At 50.2% G+C, this 25,368-nt stretch carries 18 protein-coding genes; 15 read left to right on the top strand and 3 right to left on the bottom strand.

Annotated elements, in window-relative coordinates:
* The first annotated feature begins 82 nt into the window (after positions 1–82).
* The 7 genes from hflX to ACJJI5_RS00155 all read left to right on the top strand — a co-directional run bounded on the left by hflX (position 83) and on the right by ACJJI5_RS00155 (position 8,639).
* A complete protein-coding gene (gene hflX, locus ACJJI5_RS00185; RefSeq protein ID WP_445355227.1) occupies positions 83–1,393 on the top strand; it encodes a ribosome rescue GTPase HflX in 1,311 nt (436 codons plus the stop codon).
* A 186-nt stretch (positions 1,394–1,579) separates the two neighbouring features.
* The gene (gene hflK, locus ACJJI5_RS00180) at positions 1,580–2,734 is read left to right on the top strand and encodes an FtsH protease activity modulator HflK (protein ID WP_282930282.1); all 1,155 of its coding nucleotides are present in this window, start codon (positions 1,580–1,582) and stop codon (positions 2,732–2,734) included.
* An 11-nt stretch (positions 2,735–2,745) separates the two neighbouring features.
* Positions 2,746–3,618 (top strand): protease modulator HflC, encoded by an 873-nt coding sequence (gene hflC, locus ACJJI5_RS00175; protein WP_282930281.1) that lies wholly within the window; start codon positions 2,746–2,748, stop codon positions 3,616–3,618.
* 199 nt (positions 3,619–3,817) lie between these two features.
* Positions 3,818–5,011, top strand: coding sequence for an ATP phosphoribosyltransferase regulatory subunit (locus ACJJI5_RS00170; protein WP_445355226.1), 1,194 nt, complete (start codon positions 3,818–3,820; stop codon positions 5,009–5,011).
* 112 nt (positions 5,012–5,123) lie between these two features.
* Complete coding sequence (locus ACJJI5_RS00165; protein ID WP_445355225.1) at positions 5,124–6,446, top strand: adenylosuccinate synthase; 1,323 nt, start codon at positions 5,124–5,126, stop codon at positions 6,444–6,446.
* 141 nt (positions 6,447–6,587) lie between these two features.
* On the top strand, positions 6,588–7,241 hold the full coding sequence (gene trhA / locus ACJJI5_RS00160; RefSeq protein ID WP_282930278.1) for a PAQR family membrane homeostasis protein TrhA: 654 nt from the start codon (positions 6,588–6,590) through the stop codon (positions 7,239–7,241).
* Between the two features lie 177 nt (positions 7,242–7,418).
* Positions 7,419–8,639, top strand: coding sequence for a lytic murein transglycosylase (locus ACJJI5_RS00155; RefSeq protein ID WP_445355224.1), 1,221 nt, complete (start codon positions 7,419–7,421; stop codon positions 8,637–8,639).
* Positions 8,640–8,646: 7 nt separating this feature from the next.
* Here ACJJI5_RS00155 and ACJJI5_RS00150 read toward each other — a convergent pair whose 3' ends face one another.
* From ACJJI5_RS00150 to ACJJI5_RS00140, 3 genes are all read right to left on the bottom strand, one after another.
* Positions 8,647–9,669 carry a succinylglutamate desuccinylase/aspartoacylase family protein gene (locus ACJJI5_RS00150; RefSeq protein ID WP_445356337.1) on the bottom strand — a complete coding sequence of 341 codons (1,023 nt, stop codon included), beginning with the start codon at positions 9,667–9,669 and terminating at the stop codon, positions 8,647–8,649.
* A 93-nt stretch (positions 9,670–9,762) separates the two neighbouring features.
* Positions 9,763–12,846, bottom strand: a complete 3,084-nt coding sequence (locus ACJJI5_RS00145) for a DUF6531 domain-containing protein (RefSeq protein WP_445355223.1) — start codon at positions 12,844–12,846, stop codon at positions 9,763–9,765.
* A gap of 23 nt (positions 12,847–12,869) precedes the next feature.
* Positions 12,870–13,733 carry a Stp1/IreP family PP2C-type Ser/Thr phosphatase gene (locus ACJJI5_RS00140; protein WP_444895433.1) on the bottom strand — a complete coding sequence of 288 codons (864 nt, stop codon included), beginning with the start codon at positions 13,731–13,733 and terminating at the stop codon, positions 12,870–12,872.
* A 190-nt stretch (positions 13,734–13,923) separates the two neighbouring features.
* On the opposite strand from ACJJI5_RS00140, the gene ACJJI5_RS00135 reads away from it, so the two are divergent.
* From ACJJI5_RS00135 to tagF, 8 genes are all read left to right on the top strand, one after another.
* A complete protein-coding gene (locus ACJJI5_RS00135) occupies positions 13,924–14,643 on the top strand; it encodes a transposase (protein ID WP_444895432.1) in 720 nt (239 codons plus the stop codon).
* An 80-nt stretch (positions 14,644–14,723) separates the two neighbouring features.
* Positions 14,724–16,220, top strand: a complete 1,497-nt coding sequence (locus tag ACJJI5_RS00130) for a type VI secretion system contractile sheath domain-containing protein (protein WP_445355222.1) — start codon at positions 14,724–14,726, stop codon at positions 16,218–16,220.
* Between the two features lie 86 nt (positions 16,221–16,306).
* On the top strand, positions 16,307–18,148 hold the full coding sequence (gene tagH / locus ACJJI5_RS00125) for a type VI secretion system-associated FHA domain protein TagH (RefSeq protein WP_445355221.1): 1,842 nt from the start codon (positions 16,307–16,309) through the stop codon (positions 18,146–18,148).
* A complete protein-coding gene (gene tssJ / locus ACJJI5_RS00120) occupies positions 18,126–18,785 on the top strand; it encodes a type VI secretion system lipoprotein TssJ (protein ID WP_445355220.1) in 660 nt (219 codons plus the stop codon). The genes tagH and tssJ overlap by 23 nt, the downstream gene beginning before the upstream one ends.
* Positions 18,786–18,857: 72 nt before the next feature.
* Complete coding sequence (tssK, locus tag ACJJI5_RS00115; RefSeq protein ID WP_413664108.1) at positions 18,858–20,195, top strand: type VI secretion system baseplate subunit TssK; 1,338 nt, start codon at positions 18,858–18,860, stop codon at positions 20,193–20,195.
* A 1-nt stretch (position 20,196) separates the two neighbouring features.
* Complete coding sequence (icmH, locus tag ACJJI5_RS00110; protein ID WP_445355219.1) at positions 20,197–21,066, top strand: type IVB secretion system protein IcmH/DotU; 870 nt, start codon at positions 20,197–20,199, stop codon at positions 21,064–21,066.
* Between the two features lie 57 nt (positions 21,067–21,123).
* Positions 21,124–24,666, top strand: a complete 3,543-nt coding sequence (gene tssM / locus ACJJI5_RS00105) for a type VI secretion system membrane subunit TssM (RefSeq protein ID WP_413664110.1) — start codon at positions 21,124–21,126, stop codon at positions 24,664–24,666.
* A gap of 14 nt (positions 24,667–24,680) precedes the next feature.
* A complete protein-coding gene (gene tagF / locus ACJJI5_RS00100; protein ID WP_444895427.1) occupies positions 24,681–25,358 on the top strand; it encodes a type VI secretion system-associated protein TagF in 678 nt (225 codons plus the stop codon).
* Positions 25,359–25,368: the final 10 nt, after the last annotated feature.

Raw genomic sequence — 25,368 nt, 5'->3', positions numbered from 1 at the left:
GCTCGGTGAGCCCCTTGCAGGGCTTGCCGGTTGTCACCTCAGTCAGGGCTTATCGCGCCCTTTTCGCAATAGAGAATTCCCATTGTTTTTCGATCGACCGGAATCCGGTGAGCTCGCAGTACTGGTACACCTAGAACTCTCCGCCATCGACAGTCCCGACGACCCTCGTGAATTTGAGGAGTTGGCCCTATCTGCCGGAGCAGATCCTGTCAGTTTTATTTTCGGCCAGCGCGCCACTCCAGACCCAAAGACCTTTGTTGGCCGAGGTAAGTTGGAGGAGATTCGCCAGGTGGTCAAAGATCAGGAAGCCGCCTTGGTTATCTTTGATCACATCCTGTCTCCGAGTCAGGAGCGCAATATTGAGCGCGAATTAAAGTGCCGGGTGCTGGATCGCACAGGACTTATTCTGGATATTTTTGCCCAGCGTGCGCGAACTCACGAGGGTAAGCTTCAGGTGGAATTGGCCCAGCTGCGCCATATGGCAACGCGGCTGGTGCGAGGTTGGACCCACCTGGAGAGGCAAAAGGGTGGTATCGGCTTGCGTGGGCCCGGAGAAACCCAGTTGGAGACAGACCGGCGATTGCTGCGCGCGCGCATAGACTCCATCGAGAAGCGGTTGGAAAAGATACGCCGCCAGCGGGAGCAGGGGCGCCGCGCGCGTTCCCGGGCAGAAATGGCCACCGTATCTCTGGTTGGCTACACCAATGCGGGCAAGTCGACCCTGTTTAATCGCCTGACCGATGCAGATGTCTATGTCAGGGACCAATTGTTTGCCACCCTCGACCCGACCATGCGCAGGGTTGAATTACCCAATGTTGGCGCCATGGTATTGGCTGATACGGTGGGATTTGTCTCTCACTTGCCGCATAAACTGGTAGAGGCATTCCGGGCAACCCTGGAAGAAGCCGCCAGTGCGACGTTGCTTCTACATGTGGTGGACGCTGCGGCAGATGATCGGTTACACCTGATGGAAGAGGTGCAAACGGTTCTGGAGGAAATTGATGCTTCAGAACTGCCGCAACTGGTGGTTTATAACAAAATTGACCTGCTGGCAGATTTTGAACCGCGTATAGACCGGGATGATCAGGGTGTACCCCGGGCAGTTTGGCTCTCTGCGGTAACAGGCGCGGGTTGTGAACTTTTAATTGAGGCTATTGCCGAGCGCCTGGGCGAGCAAATGGTGCGCGGGCAACTGGTAGTGAAGCCTCATCAGTCCAGACTGCGAGCGCAGCTATTTGAAATTAATGCGGTACAGTCGGAAGTCTATCGCGACAATGGTGACTGCGAATTGCAAATATTATTGCCGCGTAGTGATTTCCAGCGTCTGCTGGCGCCACATATTGCTGGCAATGACGCGCCGGAATGGGTTTTGGAAGAACCCATTGCTGAGTAGTTGTCGTATAAACATTGATTTTAAAATTCAGGTCATATTGCGACCTTTAGTCGAATTTGTTCGGGGTTGGTCTCCGCAGACTGCCCACTTGCCTTAGGCTAGGGCCTGTCGGCAATATTTTGTCGGCAATGGATGCTAGAATCCGCCGAAGTAAAAGATTAAGTGATCATAGTTGGAGTAAGTTAAATGGCCTGGAATGAGCCGGGTGGTAACAATAAAGACCCCTGGGGTGGTGGCGGTAACCGCAATAACGGAGGCCCGCCCGATCTCGATGAACTACTGCGAAAAATTCAGCAGAAACTAGGTGGCCTGTTTGGTGGTGGTGGCAGCGGCAGCCCAAGTGGCGACTCTGTCAAATTTCCCTGGGTACTGGTTATTGGTCTCGCCGTATTGATTTATGGCGGCCTGGGGATTTACCAGGTCAACGCCAACGAACAGGCGGTTGTTTTGCGCCTGGGCAAATACCACTCCACGGAATCTGCTGGCCTGCACTGGAATCCGCCGCTTATCGATAACGTCACCAAGGTCAATATGACTGAGGTGCGTACCGAGCGCACTACCGGTCAGATGCTGACCGAAGACGCCAATATCGTAGAAGTGGTACTCACTGTGCAGTGGCAGGTTGGGGATGCTGAGTCTTTTGTACTGCGTGTTCGCGATCCGGTGAAGAGCTTGCAGGAAGCCACCGACAGCGCCCTTCGTCACGTGGTGGGCTCTCTCACTTTAAACGGTGTGATTTCCCAGAACCGGACCCAAGTATCTGCCGATACGCAGGAACGATTACAGGAATATCTGGACCTGTACCAGACCGGTATACGCATTGATGTGGTTAACCTGACTGATGCTAAGGCGCCGCGCGAAGTGCAGGATGCGTTTGACGATGTAACCAAAGCCCGTGAGGACGAGGTGCGTCTGCAAAATGAAGCTCAGGCTGATGCTAACCAGATAATCCCGGTTGCCCGCGGTCAGGCTCAGCGCATTATCGAAGAGGCCGAGGCATACAAAGCCCGCGTCATCGAGAGTGCCCGAGGTGAAGCTGTGCGCTTTGAGAAACTGCTGGCTGAATATGAGCGTGCCCCGGAAGTTACCCGCGAGCGTCTCTACCTGGATGCGGTACAGGACGTGATGGCCAACACCTCCAAGGTGATGGTGGATGTCGAGGGCGGCAATAACATGATGTACCTGCCACTAGATAAATTGGCACAAGGCGGCGCTGGAGCAGCGCGAGCAGCCCAAAGCCAGGACACCTCGCCTGTAATGATTGAGGAAGTCTATCAGCGTGTTATTGAGCGCCTTCGTCGGGATGACGCCAGCACCCGTCGCAGTCAGACTATTCGCTAGGAGGGGATGATATGAATAACAAAACACTGGGTATCATTGTTGTCATCCTGGTTGGAGTACTGGTACTTTCTTCCAGCGCCTTTGTAGTGAAAGAGACTGAAAAAGCCGTGTTACTGCGCTTTGGTGAGCTGGTGCGCACCTACACCGAGCCGGGTCTCTACTTCAAAATCCCTTTTGCGGAAAGGTTGCGCAAGTTTGATGCGCGTATTCAGACGGTGGATTCCAGCCCCGTTCGTATGCTCAACAGTGAAAACAAATTCATGATGGTTGATTCGTATGCCAAATATCGAATCTCTGATGTGGATAAGTTTTATATCGCCACTCGTGGTGACGATCGCAATGCGGTGCGCCTGCTGTCGGAGCGGATCAATGATCAGCTCCGGAACGAGTTTGGTGTGCGCGATCTGCATGAGGTAGTCAGTGGCGAGCGCGATGAGTTGATGGCGGAGATCACCAAGAACCTGAATAAGGTGGCTCAGGATGACCTGGGAGTGCATGTGATTGATGTGCGCGTCAAGCGGATTGACCTGCCACCGGAAGTCTCCGAGTCTGTGTTCCAGCGTATGCGCGCTGGCCGTGAGCTGGAGGCGCGGGATCATCGCGCCAAGGGTCAGGAGGCCAGTGAGCGTATCAAGGCTAATGCCAATCGCCAAAGAGTGGTGATTGAGTCTGAGGCCTACCGCCAGGCGGAAGAGTTACGCGGTGCGGGTGATGCAGAGGCGGCAGCTATTTACGCTGCGGCCTACAGCAAGAATCCGGAGTTTTACCGCTTTACCCGCAGTCTGCAGGCTTATAAGGAGTCCTTCCGGAGCAAGTCAGATATGCTGCTGGTCGATCCAGATAGCGAATTCTTCCGCTACCTGAAAGACCCGAAAGGAGAGTAGGGCTGAAAATGCTGTGTAGCACTGGGCAACTGGTGCTATAGGCGCCGGGTTAGATTCGATAACCCTACCTTCCTGTTAGCACTTGATGCTAAAATCACGCAAACCGGGCCCAGCCCGGTTTTTTTGTGGGAAGTGCTGCGGCTCGTTTGTGGCAAGCGCTGTGGCACCGCAATTTCTTCGCTGACGAATTCATTTCATCATGACTCAAGCCGATCGCTGGATGTTACCGGATGGCATTGCAGAAATTCTGCCTGCGGATGCCGTGCAATTGGAGACTCTGCGCCGCCAACTACTGGACCTCTACCACTGTTGGGGGTACGAGTTGGTGATACCGCCGATGTTGGAATTCACCGAGTCCCTCCTGATTGGGATGGGCCATGATGTAGATCTGAGCACCTTTAAGGTTACCGACCAGATATCTGGACGCACTTTGGGTATACGCGCGGATATGACTCCGCAGACTGCCCGGATTGATGCCCACAGCTTTCCCCGCAGAGGCGCTAACCGCCTCTGCTACGCCGGTCAGGTGGTGTACACCAAGCCGCGAACCCCGATGGGTTCGCGAGCGCCGATACAGGTTGGCGCCGAACTGTTTGGTGTGGACAACCTCGGTGCAGACCTCGAGGTGATCTCGCTGATGCTGCAAAGCCTTCAGGTAGCGGGTGTCAGCCAAGTGCACCTGGACCTGGGCCACGTCGCGATTTACCAGAGTCTGGTTGAAGCGGCGGGCCTCAATGACGAGCAGCGCAGCGCCCTGTTGGCCATGTTGCAGAGCAAGGCGACTGCTGATCTGTGCGAGTGGGTCGAGGAGAATGTTGGCGACCAGAAGGCTGCCGAGTGGCTGAAGGCGCTCCCGGGGCTGGTTGGGGGACGGGAATGCCTGGATAAGGCCCGCGAACTCTTTTCTGGAGCCCCGCAAAATTTGCTGGCGGCAGTCTCCGATTTGAGGCAGGTAGCTGAGGCTCTGAATGAGCGCTACCCAGAGGTGACACTGTTCTTCGATTTGAGTGAAGTACGCGGATACGACTATGAAACCGGTCTGGTATTCGCCGCCTACACACCGGGCCACGGCCAGGCATTGGCCAATGGTGGACGTTACAACGGTATCGGAGCCGTGTTTGGGCGCGATCGCCCAGCAACAGGCTTCAGTAGTGACCTGGTGGCATTGAGTAATCTGGGCAGCGCCGCTGTTGAAGAGGGCGCTGCGATATTGGCGCCAGATGTCAGAGGCTCCCAGGGCGCTGAACTGTGGAAGGCGATTCACGAGCTGCGGGCTCAAGGCGAAGTGGTCATCATAGCCCTCGCTGGTGGTGCCGATAGTGAACTGGATTCCCGCTGTGACCGCGAGTTGGTTGCTGAGGGTGATTCGTGGGTAGTAAAACCACGAGACTGATTTTTCGGGCGCAGTGGATGTGCCTATTATCGCGCGGGCCTACCCGCAGACATCCATTTATGTGGGGCCCCGGCTCCCGCAGAGAAAAACCTGAGTTTAGAGATTTATACAGATGGGCAAGAACGTAGTAGTACTGGGTACCCAGTGGGGCGATGAGGGCAAGGGCAAGATTGTCGATTTGCTAACCGAGAAGGTCTCGCTGGTAGTGCGTTTCCAGGGTGGTCACAATGCGGGCCACACCCTGGTTATCGATGGCGAAAAAACCGTACTGCACCTGATTCCCTCCGGTATCCTGCGCCCCAGCGTAACCTGCTTGATCGGCAATGGTGTGGTGCTCTCCCCGGAGGCACTGCTGAAAGAGATGGCTGAGTTGGAAGAGCGCGAAGTTCCTGTTCGCGAGCGCCTGCGTCTTTCCCCGGCGTGTCCGCTGATCTTGCCAGTACATGTTGCCCTCGACCAGGCCCGTGAAAAAGCACGCGGCGCTAAAGCGATCGGTACTACAGGTCGCGGTATTGGTCCCGCTTACGAAGATAAAGTTGCTCGTCGCGGTCTTCGCCTGGGTGATCTGTGCAACTGGGATAACTTCTGTCACCAGCTGAAAGAGCTGATTGATTACCACAACTTCGCCCTGACCGAATACTACAAAGTTGACCCGGTCAGTTATGAGGACACCGTTGAGCAGGCCAAAATCTGGCGCGAGCAACTGGTGCCGATGATCATCGACGTTGCCGATCACCTGCACAAAGCGCGCGAAAACGGAGAGCATATCCTGTTCGAAGGCGCCCAGGGCTCCCTGCTGGATATTGACCACGGTACCTACCCGTTCGTAACTTCCTCTAATACCACTGCTGGCGGTACCGCTACTGGTTCTGGTTTTGGTCCTCTGTACCTGGATTATGTATTGGGCATTACCAAGGCCTATACCACCCGCGTTGGCGGTGGTCCTTTCCCAACTGAGCTGGACTGCGAAGTTGGTCGTCACCTGGGTGAAAAAGGTCACGAGTTTGGCGCTACCACTGGCCGCCAGCGCCGCACCGGTTGGTTTGACGCTGTTGCTGTGCGCCACGCGATCCGAATCAACAGTATTTCTGGCCTGTGCCTGACCAAACTGGATGTTCTCGATGGCCTCGAGGAGGTAAAGGTTTGTGTGGGCTACCGCAACAGCGCTGGTGAAGAAGTACCAGTACCATTTGATGCCGCAGGTTGGGAAGGTGTCGAACCGGTTTATGAGTCTATGCCCGGTTGGACAGAGAATACTGTCGGTGTGCGTCGTGAAGCGGATTTGCCGGCCAATGCACGCGCCTATATCGCTCGAATCGAAGAGCTGGTGGGCGCTCCGGTAGACATTGTTTCTACAGGCCCCGATCGCAACGAAACTATTGTTCGCGAGTCTTCCGCTTTGTGCGAAATGGGTATTCACAACGCTAGCGTTTAAGCCCTGACCGCCCGGTTGTGAATGTGCAGTCTGGTGATGGCCTTGCTATTTTAAGTGAGGCCTCTGATCATTAGACCTGTTCCAAGTTATTGGTCGTGCACTACACGCAGGCTTATGACCTGAATTTAACCGGGCTAATTTATGTCATCTTCCGTTTCCGTTGCCAGTCGTTACAGTTTTGCTGAAGAGATCGCCAACAGTGTGACACATGGTGTTGGAGCTCTTCTGGCGATTGCCGGTCTGGGTGTATTGACCGGATTTGCTGCCCTGCGCGGGGATGCCTGGCATATTGTCAGCTCCAGCGTCTATGCCTCCACCCTGATACTCTGTTTCCTAGCCTCCACGCTGTACCACGCAGTCAGCCATATCGGCGCCAAAGCGATACTGCGGACCCTGGACCACTCGTCAATCTTTCTATTGATTGCTGGAACCTATACTCCCTTCACCCTGGTTACCCTGAGGGGCCCTTGGGGTTGGTGGCTGTTCGGTATTATTTGGGGGCTCGCGCTGATCGGATTGATTATTCAGTTCACCCCGCTGAAGAAGATTCGAGCTCTATCTATCACTCTCAGTGCCTTGATGGGATGGGTCGTGGTGGCTGCTATCAAGCCGCTGTCGGATAGCCTGGAAACTGGCGGTTTGTGGCTGTTAGTTCTCGGTGGTCTCTGCTACACCGGCGGAATCGCTTTTTACCTCTGGCGCAGCCTGCGCTTCCACCATGCAATTTGGCATCTCTTTGTACTGGCGGGCGGTATATTGCACTTCTTTGCGGTGCTGTTTTACGTCATTCCCTAATCTTCCCGTTTTGCGGCAGAGCTCACCCTAAAGGTGAGCAGCACGAACTTCCCTCTCATGTGACTGTCCAGTTTAATAGTAGGTGGGAAGTTCAACGGTTACCGGCCAATCCACCTTTCGGATAAGAGTGGCTCGTTCTACCCTTGAGCGAGCAAAAGTTGTGTCGAAGGTAACTCCATGCCCAAATTGCAATGGTTTCAATATCTGTCTGCCATCCTCGCGATAAGCGCGGTTCTCCTGGTTTCCAATACCCATGCACAAGAGAAAGCCGATCCGGCCTTCGAACAGTGGGTAAAGGAGTTCCGTAAAACCGCGATCAAGAGTGGAATCTCTGCGGAGGTTTACGACCAAGCCTTTAAAGGAATCACTTCTCCGGACCAATGGGTTCTGGATCGCGCAGCCTATCAGCCTGAATTCAAAGCACCGGTGTGGCAATACTTTGATAACCGGGTGCAAAAGAGAGCGATTGAGCGAGGCAAGCGGGAAAAGGAGAAAATGAAGCCCTGGCTGGATAAGATCCAGAAACGCTTTGGGGTGGACCCCAATATCCTGCTGGCGATCTGGTCTGTGGAGTCCAGCTTTGGAGGCATCCTCGGCAATGATAAGGTAATGCGCAGTGTCATTCGCTCACTGGCAACACTGGCCTACGCTGACCCTCAGCGTAAAAAGTTTGGCCGACAGCAGTTGCTGGCTGCACTAAAAATCTTGCAGGCCGGTGATATTGAGGGCCAGCACCTATTGGGCTCGTGGGCCGGAGCTATGGGGCATACTCAATTTATCCCTACCAGCTACCAGGCCTATGCGGTGGATATCGATGGTGATGGTAAACGGGATATTTGGAATTCTATTCCGGATGCGCTCGCCACCGCCGCCAACCTGCTATCCAGTAACGGTTGGCAGCGAGGAAAACCCTGGGGCTATGAGGTCAATATTCCCGCTCGTAAAATGCCTGCAGGGAAGATGTCGGTAGCCGAATGGGAAAAGCTTGGTGTCACACGAGCTAATGGTGAGCCCTTTCCCAACAAAAAAGCCATTGCCGAATTAAAGTTACCAGACGGCCGCAATGGCCCGGCATTTTTAGTGTTCAAGAACTTCTTTGTCCTCAAGCGTTACAACAATTCAGATCGCTATGCGATAGCTATAGGCCTGCTGGCAGATCGGATTGGCGGCGGTGCGCCTTTGGTAAATGATTGGAAGCGCCCATTTACTCCACTGGATAGTGTTCAAGTGGAAGAGTTGCAGAAGTTGCTCAAACAGAAAGGGTTTTACACCGGAGAAATTGATGGCAAGGCAGGTCCGGGTACCCGCAAAGCGGTGAGTGAATTTGAAAAGAGTGCCGGCGTTGAAGTTCAGGGCTACCCGAGCAAGGAAGTCCTGGAGTTGTTGAAGAAACAATAGGGACTCCCTAAAAGTTCTCATCCGGTAGGAGCGTATCCTGGAGTAGCTCCAGGTTCTCGACAACACCCTCGGGTTCACGGAAGTAGGCGATGTGATACATCGCCTCGCCTTCCTGGACCAGAGGGATATTCTGTCGCCCAATAATGATTCCATCCTCATTGCAGATCAGCTGGTCCAGTTCCTGGCCGTATGGATCTGCAATGGTCGCCAGCAGGTCGCCCCGGTAGACCTGATCCCCGAGTGCCTTAAGATGATTGGCGATGCCGCTATCCCCCGCGCGAAGCCAACCGCTGCGTCGGGCAACAAATGGCTCTATCACATTTGTCTTTCGGGTTTGCGGCAACATCTCCAGGTGCTTCATCACATTGATCACACCTTTAACACCGGCGCGGATACTGAGTTCATCAAAGCGCAGTGCTTCACCAGCTTCATAAAGTAATACTCTTACCCCGAGATCCGCGGCTGCTTGGCGCAGGGATCCGTCGCGAATAGAAGCATTGAGTAGCACGGGAACACCAAAGGCCTTGGCGAGTTTTCGGGTTTGCTCATCGTCCAAGTTAGCGCGAATTTGGGGGAGGTTACTGCGATGTACGGCCCCTGTGTGTAAATCGATGCCATAGTCGCATTTGGTGACAATCTCCTTGAGAAAGACGTGAGCCATACGTGCGGCGAGAGAGCCCTTTGCCGACCCTGGGAATGAGCGGTTTAGGTCGCGCCTGTCAGGTAGGTAGCGAGTGTGTTGCAGTACCCCGTAAACATTAACCATTGGAACTGCAACCAGGGTTCCGCGCAATGACTTCAAGCGGCCGCTTTGGATAAGCCGGCTTATTATTTCAATGCCGTTGAGTTCGTCCCCGTGTATGGCGGCACAAACGAACATCTTGGGGCCATCTTTTTTACCGCGCTGCACATAAACTGGGATTGCCATTTCTGTGCTTGTGTACAGCCTTACAACAGGCAGGTCGATATGGCAGGACTCGCCCCTGGAGACATGGACTCCACCGATCTCAAAATCCGAGCGCTCTTCCATAACACTCACGGGCAAATAGATATACCCATAGTGTATAGGCAGATAAGAGTTGACCCGGGCAGCAAATGTTGATGCAGCTGCCCGAGTACTTCGCTACAGTTGCCCGATTGATTGGGCAGAAGTCGTCAGGTTATGTGAGCGGTCCCCATTTAGCCAGATGCCGAGGGCTGGGCTCCAGTAGCCGGAGGGGTGGTACCACAGCCCGGTCTCTACATCCGCGAGCAAGTTAGTTCCCCGCCAGGCACTTGGCCCTTGATTGTGGGGGTCTTTTCCTTTCTCTCCAGCCTCCCCACCTTGTGACCACTGAGCGGCACCTTGGGTATCAAAAATCGCGAGTGGCTTGCCGTCGGGGTTGGAAAGGTAATGCTCGATATTGTCGGCAGTCCATTGGCAGAGAATGGCATTGGTTTGGGGTTGGTGAATCCAATGGCTTAAGCCTCGGGACTTGCCGTCAATATTGTGAATTTCCCCCCAGATACCCAGGCTGCTCCAAATAGTGACAACACGGCGCTGGCGGGTTGATTTTCGGTGGGTACATGTCTTGCTTAACCGCCGACCGAAGGGGTCGTAGCGGAAATAGGTTTTAAATTCCCCGCACTCCGCGTGGCTCATCAGGCCCCAGCCGTCGTACTGGTATTGATAATCCTTGCGGCCTGGTATGTTGCTTTCACTAATAATATTGCCGCGCTTGTCACTTTCTGTTTGAGGTTGAGTCGGACTTTGCTGTGCCCGCAGCGGGTTGGTCATTTGCAGGGGAGGGGATTTATCGAAGTGCCAGGAAAGTGCTTGACCTGACTCCATACCTACCAGGCGCCCAAATAAATATTTGTGACTACTGCGAACCTCCCCTTGAACCTGGAGGATATCTTGGCCTTTGGATTCGGTGCGAACAATGGCTTCACCATTGGCATCGATTCCATACAGGGCTCCACAAGGAGCGAATGTATAAGACAAGTCGAGATTGTCGGAGCTGGCACTCTTTAACCAGCCGCGTTTGTCATATTGATACTGAAGACTGAAATCCCGGATATCTGCACTGTCGTGATGCTCTGCGGTTACCCGACCGCGGCTGTCGTATTTAAATCGCACCGAAGAAAGGGCATTGTCTGCCTGTACTAGCCTGTTATGTTGGTCGTAGTGGAACTCACTATTTTGGCCACTGTTATTGCGAATACCGGTTAATACACCGCTGTCGTTATAATTGAAGTACCAGCGAGAGTCATTATCACAATATTCATGCAGGCTGCCGTCTATATTGTAATGCCAACGCCAAGTTCGATCCTGTGGTGCCTTGTGGCTAACTAATTGCCCGAAGCAGTCATATCCCCAAGTGTAGTTTCCTGCGGGACATTCCAGGCAGACTAGCTCACCGATTGGGTTATAGCTGAGGTCCCAATTGTTGCCGTCGGCAAAATTGATATGACAGAGTCTACCGGCGTTATCATGGTCGCAAAGAATACTTTGGCCGCTATCTCCGTGAATAGCGTTGGTAAGGCCTCGTTCGGAATAGTCCAGGCCGTATTGGTGAATGCCTAGGCGAGCTTCTCGTAGTTCACCGGCACTACCATAGCTCCATTCACGCCACAGTTCGCCATTCATTTTCAGCGAAATGACTCGTTGCCAGTGGTCGTATTCCAGGCCTAGGAGCTTTTTATCTCTACATATCGATTGCAGCTGCCCCTGCCCATCCCAGCTGAAGTCTACCTTGCCACCTTCGGGGTCCCGGATCTGTGTGAGCTGACCCCGATCCGTATAGAGAAATTTCCAGACTTGTTTTGCTGGATCAATGATACGTTCTGGGCGGCCTTTTGCATTGAACTGGAATTGCCACAGAGTCTCATCGTTGATAGATGCCGCACGCAGGTAACCTCGGTCATCGTAAAAGTATCGATTACTCACATCGTGAGAAGTGGTGCGAACCAGTCGGCCGAATTCATCGTGTCGAAAGAAAAGTCTACGGCCATCAGCCTTAATCTCTTCGCAGAGGTTGCCGTAGGAGTCATACAGCCAAGTACAGATACGTGATTCTTGCTGTTCAGAGACTCTCTGACCGAACTTGTTAAAGCGTATATGAATCGGGCCGGATAATTCTGATTCGACTGTGCAGCTATTGTTACTCGCAAGCCAACTTAAGCTAGTGAATAACTCATTTGAATTTAATGAGCAGCATCGATTGTGTTCATCATATATAAATTGATAGCTTCCAGACTCGCTGCTGTGCAGATGAGCCAGTTGAGAATTGTCATATTGATATTTTTCCCTTTTAAGCCCACAGCAGCTTTCGACTAATTGCCCTTCCTTATAGTTGTAAGCGCAGAGGTTATTTTGCCCTTCTACAGCGTGACCGTTCACTAGATTGAAGATATGACCATCTTGGCAGTTAAATTCAATAACCCGGCCCCAAGAGCTGACTATTTTTTTAGGTAAACCTTCTTGATAATCGATAGTTAAGGCGTTTCCAAATTGATCCCTAATTTCTGCAAGTGGTAAAGCGCTGTTCACGCCGTCGGCGCGAAAAATCTTATGATATTGATCGAATGTCGTTAAACGATAACTGTGTAGGCTTTGCCGAAATATCATTAACCGTTCAAAACGATTGTAACAACCATGACCTATAGCGGGTAAATTAAAGGTTACAGATCTGCCCTCGGCAGTGAATAGCTTGACGAAGTGGTCGTGTACAACAAGTTTTTCACTTAAGGAGTGTCGCCAGCCCGCGCCAATGCCAGTGTCCTCGTTGAGGGAAGAGCGGAAATACCTTTTCCATTCAAATGGCAATGGCCCTGGAATAATGACGTCTGTTCGCTCAAAAGCGACTTCCCCTGTATTGCTGACGACGTGTTCAGCGATCTGATGGCTGCGTTCCAGAGCTGGAATTACCTTATTTGCTGGATTGACCCCTGGGAGGTTAGTCAGTTGGGTTGGGCTGCCGTCTACCTCATGCAAGAGGGGAACCATAGGTGCCGAATCGATACTATATCGATTGGCTTCAATGCCTGGCAGCTTTGGCCAAAAATCTTCTCTCCGTAAATTGAGAGAGATGTCTTCTGGTGTTCGCTCAATTTGGGAAAGCCAGCGTATAACTGATGCGGGGTTCTCGTGAGAGAGTTTAATTGTTGGGGGGGTAAGCTTATTGAGTAAGTCGGGTATTAGCTGGGTAAGACGTTCCGGTGTCATTTTGTAGTGTCCGATAAATCAAATCAGCGGTGTAACTTTCGGATTGTTACGTCGGGGGAGCTGGGACGTTCGGTAACACTTTGTTCGTGGGGTAGAATTTGACGCAATGATTGTGAAGAATATTCCAATATTCCTGCAGTAATATTGTCGCGCCCTCCTAGGCGATTAGCATCGTCAATAAAACGATATACACACTCTAATGCCGGACGATGAGTGGCCAGTACGCGCTCTATCGCATGATCATCAAGATATTCAGTGAGCCCGTCGCTACATAACAAAAGGAGTGCGTTTTGCGTGAGTTTCCAGCTATTTATATCCGCCTCTACACAGCTGGAAACCCCCAAGGCACGGGTAATATGGTTGCGAACATTGGACTCTTTGGCTTGCTCGGGGGTTAATTGACCTGAATCAATCATCTCCTGTACAACGCTGTGATCTCGTGTAAGGCGCTGCAATCCATAATTGTTCCACAGGTATGCGCGAGAATCGCCAATATGTGCAACGATTAAAAAGTCGCGCCACATGACCGCGGCAACCAAAGTTGTTCCCATATTGGAAAACTGGGGGTTCAGGTTTTTGGTGTTGATTAGAGCTGTATTTGCGCTGTTGACTGCGTCGATAAGGGTGGCGCGCAATATAAGCTGTTGCTGTTCAGACGTGCAGGAGAAAAAAGTGTGTTTCAGCAGGTCATCGAGGTGGGCTTGAACCGTCTCAGCTGCAATTTTACTGGCGGTTGCGCCACCGGTGTAACCGCCCATGCCGTCGGCCACCACTATATAGGCAAAAGGCTGTTCCGCAGATGCGTACCAGCGAATACTATCTTCGTTTTCCTCACGAACCTGACCAATGTCAGTACGCCCGTTGACCGCCAGACTAATTTGATCCATGTCTGGTGCAACTCCCCTTTAATAAAAAGCAATACAATGCGGCGCAATATTATTACAACCGATCACCGAAGGTAATGTTAACTTGCTCGCATGCCAAGTTTGAAATACTTTTCACTGATTTGCGATAATAAGAGCTTTACCTCTCTACAGAAAAGGCTTTTAGCCAGCTAAAAAAGGACCCATAGGCAAAATGCCCCGTTTGCCCAGGCTCAATTTGATAAACGTTCCTCAACATATTGTGCAGGTAGGTCACAATAATCTGCCCTGTTTCTTTGATGAGGAAGATTACCAATATTATTTGATTAGTTTGCGTAACGCGTCAGACCAATATGGCGTTGACGTTCACGCATATGTTTTATTACCCAATATGATTCAGATCATAGCTACGCCCACGATACCGGATGGGATATCATCTATGATGCAATCCCTTGGACGTCGCTATGTTCAATTTGTTAATCACCGTTACAAGCGCTCAGGAACACTATGGCGGGGGCGTTATAAGTCCAGCTTAATTGATTCTGATGCGTACTTACTGACGTGTTACCGGTATGTGGAGTTACGTCCCCTCTATTTGGGGTTAGCTGATTCTCTTGAAGACTATGAATGGTCAAGTTTTAACCATCACACAAACATTAAGAAAGATAATTTGATTAAGGATCACCGTTTGTATCTTTCTTTAGGGAATACCGTGATGGAGAGGGCACAATCTTACAGGAAGTTATTTCAGTATAGCTTTGATCGAAAGTTGCTCGACTATATCGCTGAAACGATTAAGTTAGGCCATGTGCTTGGCGGGGATGCGTTTAAAGAGAAAATTGAGCAGATTGTTAACCAAAGAGTGCGACCGCTTAAGCGTGGTCGCCCTAAAAAAGCAAATAAAGTCGAAAAAGAACCAAAAGAAACTGCCTAGCTAAAACCTAATGTCGGGTTGAGGGCGTTAAAAGGCCATAAGAAGTAGGGTAATTAAGCCCTGTCAGCAGGTGACAAATTGTGAGTAGGCCCAGCATTTCAACGGGATTTCAGATCCTTGGCGATAACAATAAGGAAAAACCAGTTATGGATTTTGGCACTGATAGATTGAAAGTTGCGATCCTGGGTGATTTCAGCGGGAGAGCGAGTCGCCGCCAGTGTGAACCCGAAACGATTTCCAGTCGAAGGGTATACCTGTTGAACCGCGATACCTTTGAGGGCGTTTTTTCTGATCTAGGTGTGAGTTTGCAGTTACCCGTACTGGATCGCCCGCTGGGATTACCATGCTTTGATGATTTGCACCCAGATTACCTTTATAGCCGTTTGCCACTGTTTAAGAAGTTTATTGAGCTGGAGCGCAGGCTGCTCGATCCGCGTCAGTTCCAGCAGGCTGCTGAGGAAATTCAACAGTGGAAACCAGAGTTAGCCACTCAGCAGGGCTTGGCTCAGCGCGATAGCGAGCAGTCGATATTGGATGAAATCCTGGCTGCAGGTCGAGAGCGTAATGCAAAGGAAGGTCAAAATACTTTCCAGGTTGACCAGCTAATCAAAGATATTGTCGCTCCTTACGTGCAGAAAAGTGAGGACCCTCGCCAGGGTGAATATCTAAATGCCCTGGCTGAAGCTACGTCTGATGCGATGCGTAAACTGATGCATCACAGTGATTTTCGTCAGTTAGAGGCTAGTTGGCTGAGTCTGCAACTTTTACTGAGACGTGTCGAAGAGCACGGGAACCTGGATTTTTACTTAATAGACGTTAGTAAAGAAGAGCTTCTAGCTGATTTTGCTGAAGCCGAAAGCGACTTGGAAAAGTCGCAGACATTTAAGTTACTGGTTGAGCGTGAAACAGCTTCTGGAAATATCCCCTATAACTTAGTCATAGGGGATTACTTTGTTACTGATGAGGAGCGAGACCTTCACCTGCTGATAGATTTATCCACGATTGCAGAAGCTGCGGGAAGTGCACTTTTATTGGGTGGGGATCCAAAATTAGCAGGCTGTCCAAACTTGTCAGGTTCAGTAGATCCTGATGATTGGTACTATCCGTTGAGCGATCAGTTTGCGGAAAGTTGGCAGGCGGTCCGTGAATACTCTGCTAGTGAGCATGTTGCGTTGGCTGCTCCCAGATTTATGCTCAGACTCCCCTTTGGGAAAAATACCTCTACAACAGAGTATTTCAATTTTGAAGAATTAACCCCAGAGCAGGGTCATGAATATTATCTTTGGGGTAATAGTGTTTATTTGTTGGGTTTAGCTGTTTGCCAAGGTTTTTCTCAAACTGGAAAATTACAGCCGCCTTCGTCTGCAAGCTATGAAGACCTACCCCTTCATTTACGCAAGTTACCCAATGGCGAATTATTGACGCCCTGTGCAGAAGCGCTCCTGACAGATAGGGCAGCTGCAAAATTTATGCAGGCTGGCATTAGCACTATGCGTTCGGTGCAAGGGCGGGATCAAGTCATTCTTCCGAGCTTTAGTTCTCTGAGTGGCGGTACACTCAAAGGCCCTTGGGTGTAAGTGTAGGGGTTGGATCTTTACAGGAATATGCAGGCAAAAATCTACCTGAAGACTATGAATAAACCACTATTGTGAGTCAGGAATAAATGGATCTAATTCTATCAGTATTGGCCGACCCTTCTGGCGCCAATATGCTTAAACATACAAAACTGTTCACGAAAGCTGGTGGCAGTTTGGGTCGCTCTGCCGATAATTATTGGGTTTTACCCGATCCAGATCGAGTGGTTTCCTCAAAACACGCACAGATTTCCTTTACCGATAATCAGTTTTTTCTGGTAGATACTAGTACTAATGGAACCTATTACAATGATTCAGAAAATCCGTTAGGAAAGGGAAATCAAGTCCCATTAAAAGAGGGCGACATGATCGTTCTCGGGGAATATAAATTGAAAGTTTCATTGCGACAGCCTAAGGAAGAGGGAGATCTTCCCAAAGGTCTGGGAAGTGCAGATTTTCTCGATACCTCGGATCGAACAACATTCAGCGCGGATGCCATGGCAAAAATGCAAAGCCAGGCAGAAGCGAAAGAATTGGATAGTTGGCTTGAGCCGGGTTCCAGCCCGCAGTCAGATGTGGCTCAAACTGGGGAGTGGGGCTCGATTGGGCTGGGTAATCAGGCCAATACCCCAACTAGCGATAGTCTTCTCACCTCGGAATCGGGCCCTCTGGACCCACTTGCTGCCTTTGGCCAATCTGACCCGTCTGGTCTTGTTGGTGGTATTCCTGAGATGTCACCCGTCGGTGGCTTAGTGGGTTCTACGGGTCAGCAGCAATCCAGTAATCAATGGTCTGATGATGAGTGGTGGAAAGATGGTAGTGACGATGATCATGTGCCAGCTGACCAGCACTCAATGCAAATAAACCCCCAGCCGATACCGGAACCTGTTGTTGAGACGGTTGCGGTGCCTGAACCTCAAGTGGTATCTCCGCAGCCGCAAGTTCCTATGGGTGGTTTCCAGGGGATTTCACAGCAACCTGTCGCAACTCCGATACCACAACCTCAGGCTATGCAGCCACAGCCACAGCCACAGCCACAGCCACAGCCACAGCCACAGCCACAGGCAATGCAATCTCAGCCCTTAGGGCAGCCCCAAGGGTTTAATCAGCAGCCAATTTCTCCGCCTGCTCAAGATAACCCCTTTGCAGACTCTTTCGCTGCTATGCAGGGGCAACAAGTTGATGGCGCTCCAGGGTTTGGTTCCGGGCAATCGTCCTCGCAACCGCAACCGCAACCGCAACCGCAACCGCAACCGCAACTACAGCCAAAACCAAATCCACAACCGGATTTGGCTGCCCAAGCTCAGCAGTTTTCGCATTTACAGCAATCCCCAGTAACTCAGCCCACAGGTTCTTCAGGGGGGAGCGTTTTTGCATCTACTCTTGGCCTGAATATGAACCCGGTCCAGTTGCAACAGGCGGACCAGCAAGCAGCTGAAATTGTCCGGGAAACAGTAGCTCGTCTTATTGACCTTTTGCGCGCAAGAAACAGCATTAAGAATGAGCTGCGTGTGCAGCGAACCATGATTCAAACGGAAGCTAATAATCCGCTGAAATTTAGTGCTACGGAACGGGATGCATTGGAAGCCATGTTTGCGGGTACCGGTGCTTTTATGAATCCCGCTGAGGCAGTGAAGGATAGTTTTGATGATTTGTCAGATCATCAAGTTGCAGTTTTGGCTGGAATGAGAGCAGGTTACAACGCCATGCTCAAATTCTTTAGCCCGGAAAATATTGAGCGCAGACTGGGGAATACTTCCGGCGTTTTTGGAAACAAAAATGCAAAAAAATGGGAAGGATTTACTGCAATTTACAGGGAGCTAGTTGGTGATCCGGATAATTGCTATCGCAAATTGTTTGGTGATGAATTTGCAGTTACTTATGAAAATCAATTATCAGAGTTAAAAAATGCGCGAAGCATTAAAAATTAATAAGTTGACGGAAAAGAGGGAATTGCTTGTGTCGATTAAAAAATTATTTCAGGTCAGTTTAATCACTGTTTTGGCAGTTGCAGTTGTTGGTTGTCAAACAACGAGGCGGACTCTAAATCTGGATACCAGTCTCGAGTTGGTTGTAGAGACACAGAATGACGTGAACCCAGATGATGATGGTCGAGCTTCTCCCGTTGTTATACGAGTGTTTATGCTCGCGGACGAGCGCCAGTTTGCCCGTGAAGATTTTCTTAACCTTTACGAGAATGCTCAATCCCGCCTCGGCAAGGATTTGATTGATACTGTAATCCTTAAAGAGTTTGCTCCAGGGGAACAGCGTATAGAAGAGCTGGCTTTAACGCCGGACGTAAAATATATCGGGCTTCTAGCTGAGTTTGTACAGTATCAGGATGCAGAGGCACTGATGGTGCTGCCAATTACAGACCACAAAAAAAATGAATATGAAGTATCGCTGGCCGATGTGCGAATTGGTTCGCCAGATGATATTGCCAAGCGTCGTCGAGCAAAATTGACTACTCGTGGCAGTGAAGATGATAGTGGGGAAACAGTAACAATCTCCAAAGAAGATTATGAAAGAATGAAAAAAACGCTCCCGGATATGCAGCGGTCTCAATAGGGCAGAAATTATTGCCCAGGCATTAAAAATTGCTGCCCTGGAAATATTACGAGAGCTTTTTAAGGAACATTTATGTCGGCAAACAATAAAGTGATCTGGAGCGAGGGCATGTTTTTACGCCCTCAGCATTTTCAACAGCAGGATCGCTATCTCGAACAGCTTGTCGAAGCGCGCACAGCTCCGCTCGGGCCTTATACCTGGGGGATTGTAGAGCTGGCGATCGATAGTGAGCCATTATCGATGGGAAAAATTTCTCTATCGAGAGTGAAAGCTGTTTTTCCCGATGGTACCCCGATACTTGCCCCTGAAAATGAGCATTTGCCGGATGTTCTGGATGTTCCGGTTAATACTCGTGATGAAATAGTCTACCTATGTGTGCCGATGAAGCGCCCAGGTAGTCAGGAGTCGATTCGAGATCAAGAGGATTTCCCGCAGGCACGTTATCAGGCTTCGAACTTTGATGCCCGTAATAGTGCGGCGTCTTCTGGTGAGTCTGCGCGTATCCAAGTCGGAAAGTTAAGAGCTTGTCTCAAATTAGGTAGTGATGATTTGAGTGGCTATGCTGCGGTTGGGGTTGCTCGAATTAAAGAGCGCCAACCGGAAAAGCCGGTAGAGCTTGATTCTGACTATATCCCACCGCTGTTAAATGCGGAGACTTCTGCAGTTATCAATGCATATATTGAAGAAGTAAAAGGATTGCTCGACCATCGAGGCTCGGCTTTGGGTCATCGTTTGAGCGACAGCGGAAGAAGCGGATCTGCAGAAATTGCTGATTATTTGTTACTGCAGGTTATTAACCGCTTTGAACCCTTATTAAAGCAGATCACGGCTCAGCCCCGATTACATCCGCACAACTTATTTCTTGAATTATTGCAGTTGGCAGGCGAACTTTCGACGTTTACTGCTCAGTCTAAGCGCCCTCCAGAAATTCCAGTGTATGCACATGAAGACCTGCAAGTAAGCTTTGCTGGGCTGTTTTCAGCGCTTAGGCAGTCGCTCTCCACAGTGCTGGAGCAAACAGCGATTGCAATGGAATTGGTGCAGCGCAAATTTGGGATATATGTTGCGCCGGTTACTGATCCTTCATTATTAAAATCAGCCAGTTTTATTATGGCCGCAAAAGCGGATATGCCTGGCGATCTATTGCGCAGCCGCTTCCCCACGCAGGCAAAAGTTGCCCCTGTCGAGGCGATTAGAGAACTTATCTCTGCACAGTTACCCGGCTTGACTCTGCGCCCCCTTCCCGTGGCTCCTCGACAAATCCCCTATCACGCAGGGTTTACTTACTTTGAGGTGGAGCGTAGTGGAGAGTTATGGCAGGCCATGACTCGCTCGGGTGGTTTTGCAGTGCATCTGGGCGCAGAGTTCCCTGGATTAACTATGGAACTCTGGGCCATAAGGAATAATTAATATGAGTAATGACAGCTTTACTCCTCCACGGGCCCCTAATGCTGGGGATAGAACGGTTTTGATACCGACACCCGGTGCCGCAGCGGCACCGGCACCGGCAGCAGCTCAGGTTCAGCCACAGTTCTTTGCCAGCCAAGATGCCCCGGTCGAGGCTCAAGTCCGCAACAGTCTTAATCCATTGGTGTCTGCGGCTTCGAAATTGTTAGGCGTAATTATCAAATTGCGCACAACGATGAATCACGCCAACGTACCTGATTTGCACAAGCGACTTACTACGGAAATCCAAAGCTTCGAGCGTGAGGCAAAGCAACTGGCTTTAACACCTGAATCAGTGCTAACAGCCCGTTACTTACTATGTACTGTCGTGGACGAGGTTGTTTTGACCACGCCTTGGGGTACAGCTAGCGGTTGGAGCCAGCACTCTCTACTTAGCCTATTTCACAAAGAGACTTTTGGAGGGGAGAAGTGTTTTGTCATTTTGCAGCGCATGCTGGAAACTCCCGCAAGTCATTTGGAACTCCTTGAGCTTTTTTACCTGTGTTTGAGCTTGGGCTTTCAGGGTAAGTATCGGCTCGTACAGCGTGGACACGAACAAATAGAACAGATTCGTGATGAGCTCTACAGAACAATTGAACAGCATAAGCAGCCAATGGACCGAGATCTTTCGCCGCGTTGGCAAGGATGCGTAGAGCGAAAATCCCGGCTGATTCACTATATACCCCTCTGGGTGATTATGAGTGTTGTCCTGGGATTGTTACTTGCAACTTATAGTGGTTATCGCTGGTGGCTCTATGAAACGACGACACCGGTCGCAGACCAGATTTTAGATTTGTCCAAAAGTGATGATGAGTCTCCGCAAGGAGAAGGGTAACACTCGGGCTGATATTGATCCTGGGTATGGTCGATACCCTGGAAGACGGAGCAATTCATGAAACGCTTGCGTAACTTTTTTACCAATAAGTGGGTGTTGGGGCTCATAGGGCTCTCAGCTCTTTCCCTCCTCATTTGGTTTGCGGCTGATTACATTAAGTTTGGTAGTGATAATGCCACGCTTTCTCACTCTGTCCGACTAACTATTATTGTTTTTATTTTTGCTATTTGGCTTGTGTGGAATATCAGCCAATGGTTGGTAGAGAGACGCCAAAACCAGGCTTTAATAAAAGGCATTGAGGAATCACAAGAAGCCGATTCTACAGATCCAGACGAAGAACGCTCGCTGGAAGAGTTGAATGCTCTTTCTGGTCGCTTCCGTGAAGCGATGGGTGTATTACGTAGTGCTCGGTTTAAATCTGACAAGGGACAAGTTTCCCTTTATCAGCTTCCCTGGTACATCATTATTGGGCCTCCCGGTTGTGGTAAAACAACAGCCCTGGTGAACTCCGGGTTGGAATTTCCTCTGGCGCAGAGTCATGGGAAGGAAGCCCTGGGTGGGGTAGGGGGCACCCGTAACTGTGATTGGTGGTTTACCAATGATGCAGTTTTAATTGATACCGCAGGGCGTTATACGACTCAGGACAGTCACCGGGTTTACGATAATAGCGCTTGGAAAGCTTTTCTGAGCTTATTGAAAAGATACCGCCGCCGCCGCCCGATCAATGGTGCTCTGGTTGCAATTAGCTTGCAAGATTTAATGGTGCAAACTGAAGAGCAGCGCCAACACCAGGCAAAAATTATCCGACAGCGTGTAAATGAACTGCAACAAGAGTTGGGTATTCGCTTCCCGATTTATCTCACTTTCACAAAATGTGACTTAGTTGCAGGGTTTACAGAGTTTTTCGACAACCTCTCTCAAGCTGAGCGTGAGCAAGTTTGGGGAATGAGTTTTCCCCGTGAAGCTAACGCCACTGTAGGGGCCCCTCTCGATAATTTCAAAGCAGAATTTGAGCAGCTGATAGAGCGTTTGAACCAACGCGTATTGTGGCGTGTTCATCAGGAGAGGAATGTAGAGAAGCGGGCGTTGTTGCAAGGTTTTCCTGCCCGAATGGAAAGCCTTACAGATATTTTGACAGATTTTGTAAAGCAGACTTTCGGTCCAAATCGTTACGAAACCGTCCCTATGGTCAGAGGGGTCTACTTTACTAGTGGCACTCAGGAGGGCAGTCCTGTTGACCGTATGATGTCCTCCGTAACTGCTGATTTTGGACTAGAGCGTAGCGTCGGGCCAAAATTCCAGGGTGTTGGTAAGAGCTTTTTCTTGCATCGACTATTGAAGGATGTCGTTTTCCCTGAGGCTGAATTAGTGGGCGTTAATCGCCGGATTGAGTCAGCTAACCTTTGGTTACGCCGGGGAGTTTTTGCTACTTTGGCGGGAGGCTTTGTCGGAGCTATTTTCTTATGGAGTGGCAGTCTCGCACAGAATAAATTATCCATGGGAGAGGTTAGCGATAATCTCAGCGCATACCAAGGAGCAGAGAGTGAGCTGAAAGGCAAAAATATTACGCCCATCAGTGCCTTAAATTTGTTAGAGCCTTTAAAGCGGGCTAGTGCGGTCTACGACCGTGAGGAACATCCGTGGATTGGCAATTTGGGGCTTTATGACACCAGAATTGATACTGCGGCAAATGATCTCTATCGCCATAAATTAGAAACTATTTATCTTCCCGCTTTACTTCGTGATATAGAGAGTGACTTAAGTCGTCTCGGAAGTAATGATCCCGCTTTGGTAAGTACTCTCAAAACCTATTTGATGTTTTTTAATCCAGATAAAATGGATTTGAAAACCATAGAGGCTTATTACACTGCTCGCTGGGAGCGTCAGTTACCCGGTGAAGCCGGGAGGCAGGAAGAGCTGCGCTACCACCTGGATCAACTATTTATTCAGCCTCTCCCCAATTCAATTGAAGAGAATGAGAGGGTGGTAGCTCGCGCGCGACAGCAACTGCGTCGTATCCCTGTACCTCAGCGGTTATTTGCTCAACTACAAAATAGTGACTTCGGATTGACCCCTGTAGATCTCTACCAGGAAATTGGTGGAGACACTCAGCAAATTTTTGGTATGGGAGCCAATAATCCAAACTTCACGATTCCCTTCCTTTATACAAAGGCGGGTTATAAAGAACTGGACTTTGGAGCGGACTCTCAGCTGATGACAAATATGGCTGAAGAGCGCTGGATTTATGGTGGAGATCTGAGTGGCGAGGACTTTACCGAAGCCGATCGTGAAAAGCTTGGTGAGGAAGTAAAACGAATCTATCTTGGGGAGTACTTACAGCGTTGGCAGGGTTTCCTTGGCGGGTTCAAAATTCAGAGATTTGGTAGCACTTCACAGGCATTGGATGTGTTGTCAAAGTTGTCTGATCCTATTTACTCACCCCTGCTTGCGATTACTGAGATAACTTCAGATAACACTCGTCTGACTCTTCGTCCTGAGGTTCCAGTCGATGCTTCAGGGGTACCGCTACCTGTATCCAGTACTACTCGAAAGTTGGGACAAGCCGCACTGGGTAGTGCAACCAGTGCCTTGCAGGATCATTACAAGCCAAACATTGTTGATGTTAGGTTTGAGGAGGTCCAGCGAATCACTCAGAGTGAGAAGGGGCGACCAGCGCGTATCCAAGAATACCTGGATACTATTAATAAAATTCAGGAATACCTCACCGAGATCGACAGCGCTCCCGATTCGAATCAAGCGGCCTTTGGACGTGCCAAAGCGCGTTTTGCCGGCGGTAGCGATGCGATTAAACAGTTAAGGGTTAAGGCTGCTAATGCGCCAGCACCTTTTGACCAGTGGCTGACAGATATTGCTGACAGCGCTTGGGGGCTGGTAATGGCCAAGACTAAGGCGCATATCAACCGTGTCTGGCGTGAAGAGGTGTATCAAAGCTATAGCAATAGCCTGGCAAACCGGTACCCACTGCGTAGCGACCGTGATCAGGAAGTGCCGGTGATGGAGTTTAACCAGTACTTCAAGCCAGGTGGTATTGAGGAGAAATTTGTCAATCAGTATCTGAAGCCATTTGTGGATACCAGAAATTGGAAAATCAAATACGTTGAAGGGCAGGGCATTAGCCTTTCAAGGGAAGCTCTTTCCCAGTTGCGTCGAGCTGAACGTATTCGCAAAACTTTCTTCAGTGCTGGCGAAGGAGCTTCTTACTCCTTCCGTATTGAGCCTACGAAACTGGATTCCAGTGTTCGTTTGTTTGAACTTGAACTTGGAGAGCAGCGAGTTCCATACTCCCATGGCCCTAAAACCACTAAAAAGCTGACTTGGCGTGGTGGTGAAAGTAATCGTGTCCGCATTATCTTTGAAGATCTGAATGAGACTGTTCATCGCAAGCATTTTGAAGGGGACTGGGCATGGTACAGACTGCTAGCGAGCTCAGATTTGGAAGCCGGGCGAAGTAATGCAGAGCACTTTGTCACTTTCTCTGAGGAAGGGCGAAAGGCTCAATTTAAATTGATTGCATCTAATGTAAACAATCCGTTCGACCGCAGTTTACTGCGCGGATATCGATGCCCTGAGACCCTGTAGACGGAGTAGATGATTTGCAAAATACAGTTGGTATTTTTGGTAAGTTGCCGGGTCACGGGGACTTTGTTCAGCGGCAGCTGCCGGGTAGTTTTGTCACTGTATGGGATGGCTGGTTACAACGAGCGGTATTTGGTTCTCGTGAACTCGTAGGTCAAGAGTGGTTGGACTACTACTTGACCAGTCCTGTTTGGAGGTTTGTCCACAGCAAAGGCATCATTGATGCCAATGCGTGGGCCGGAATTTTAGTGCCTAGTGTGGATAGTGTTGGGCGCTATTTTCCGTTGACATTTGCTGCTCCTCTATCCCCGGTAGTGGATGCATTTGCTTTTATGTCTGATGCTAAGAGCTGGTTCCAGAGCTTGTCGGAATTAGCAATTACATCGCTACAAAATATGCTACATGCAGACCAATTATGTGAGGCGTTTAGTGCTCCCCCTGACAGAGCGGGCATTATCTCTCTGCCTCCAGCACAGGGGGACTTTGTCGTCTCCACAGGCCAATCGAATAGTCTGGAAAGAGGCTTTGCAGGTCTTTTAGGGCAGATGAGCAAAAGTAGCTACTCCGCATATAGTCTGTGGTGGAGCGAGGGGTCACAGCACTTGGCCCCGACAACTTTGTTATGCCCGTCATTGCCGAGCCCAGAACTGTACAGTTCAATGCTTGGTGTACGATTGCAGCAAAATATGAATTAGGGTGTGGGGG

Source organism: Microbulbifer maximicatervae (SeqCode), assembly GCF_052467955.1.
The sequence above is the reverse complement of the archived record's forward strand: the minus strand, read 5'-3'. Positions and strand labels throughout refer to the sequence as shown.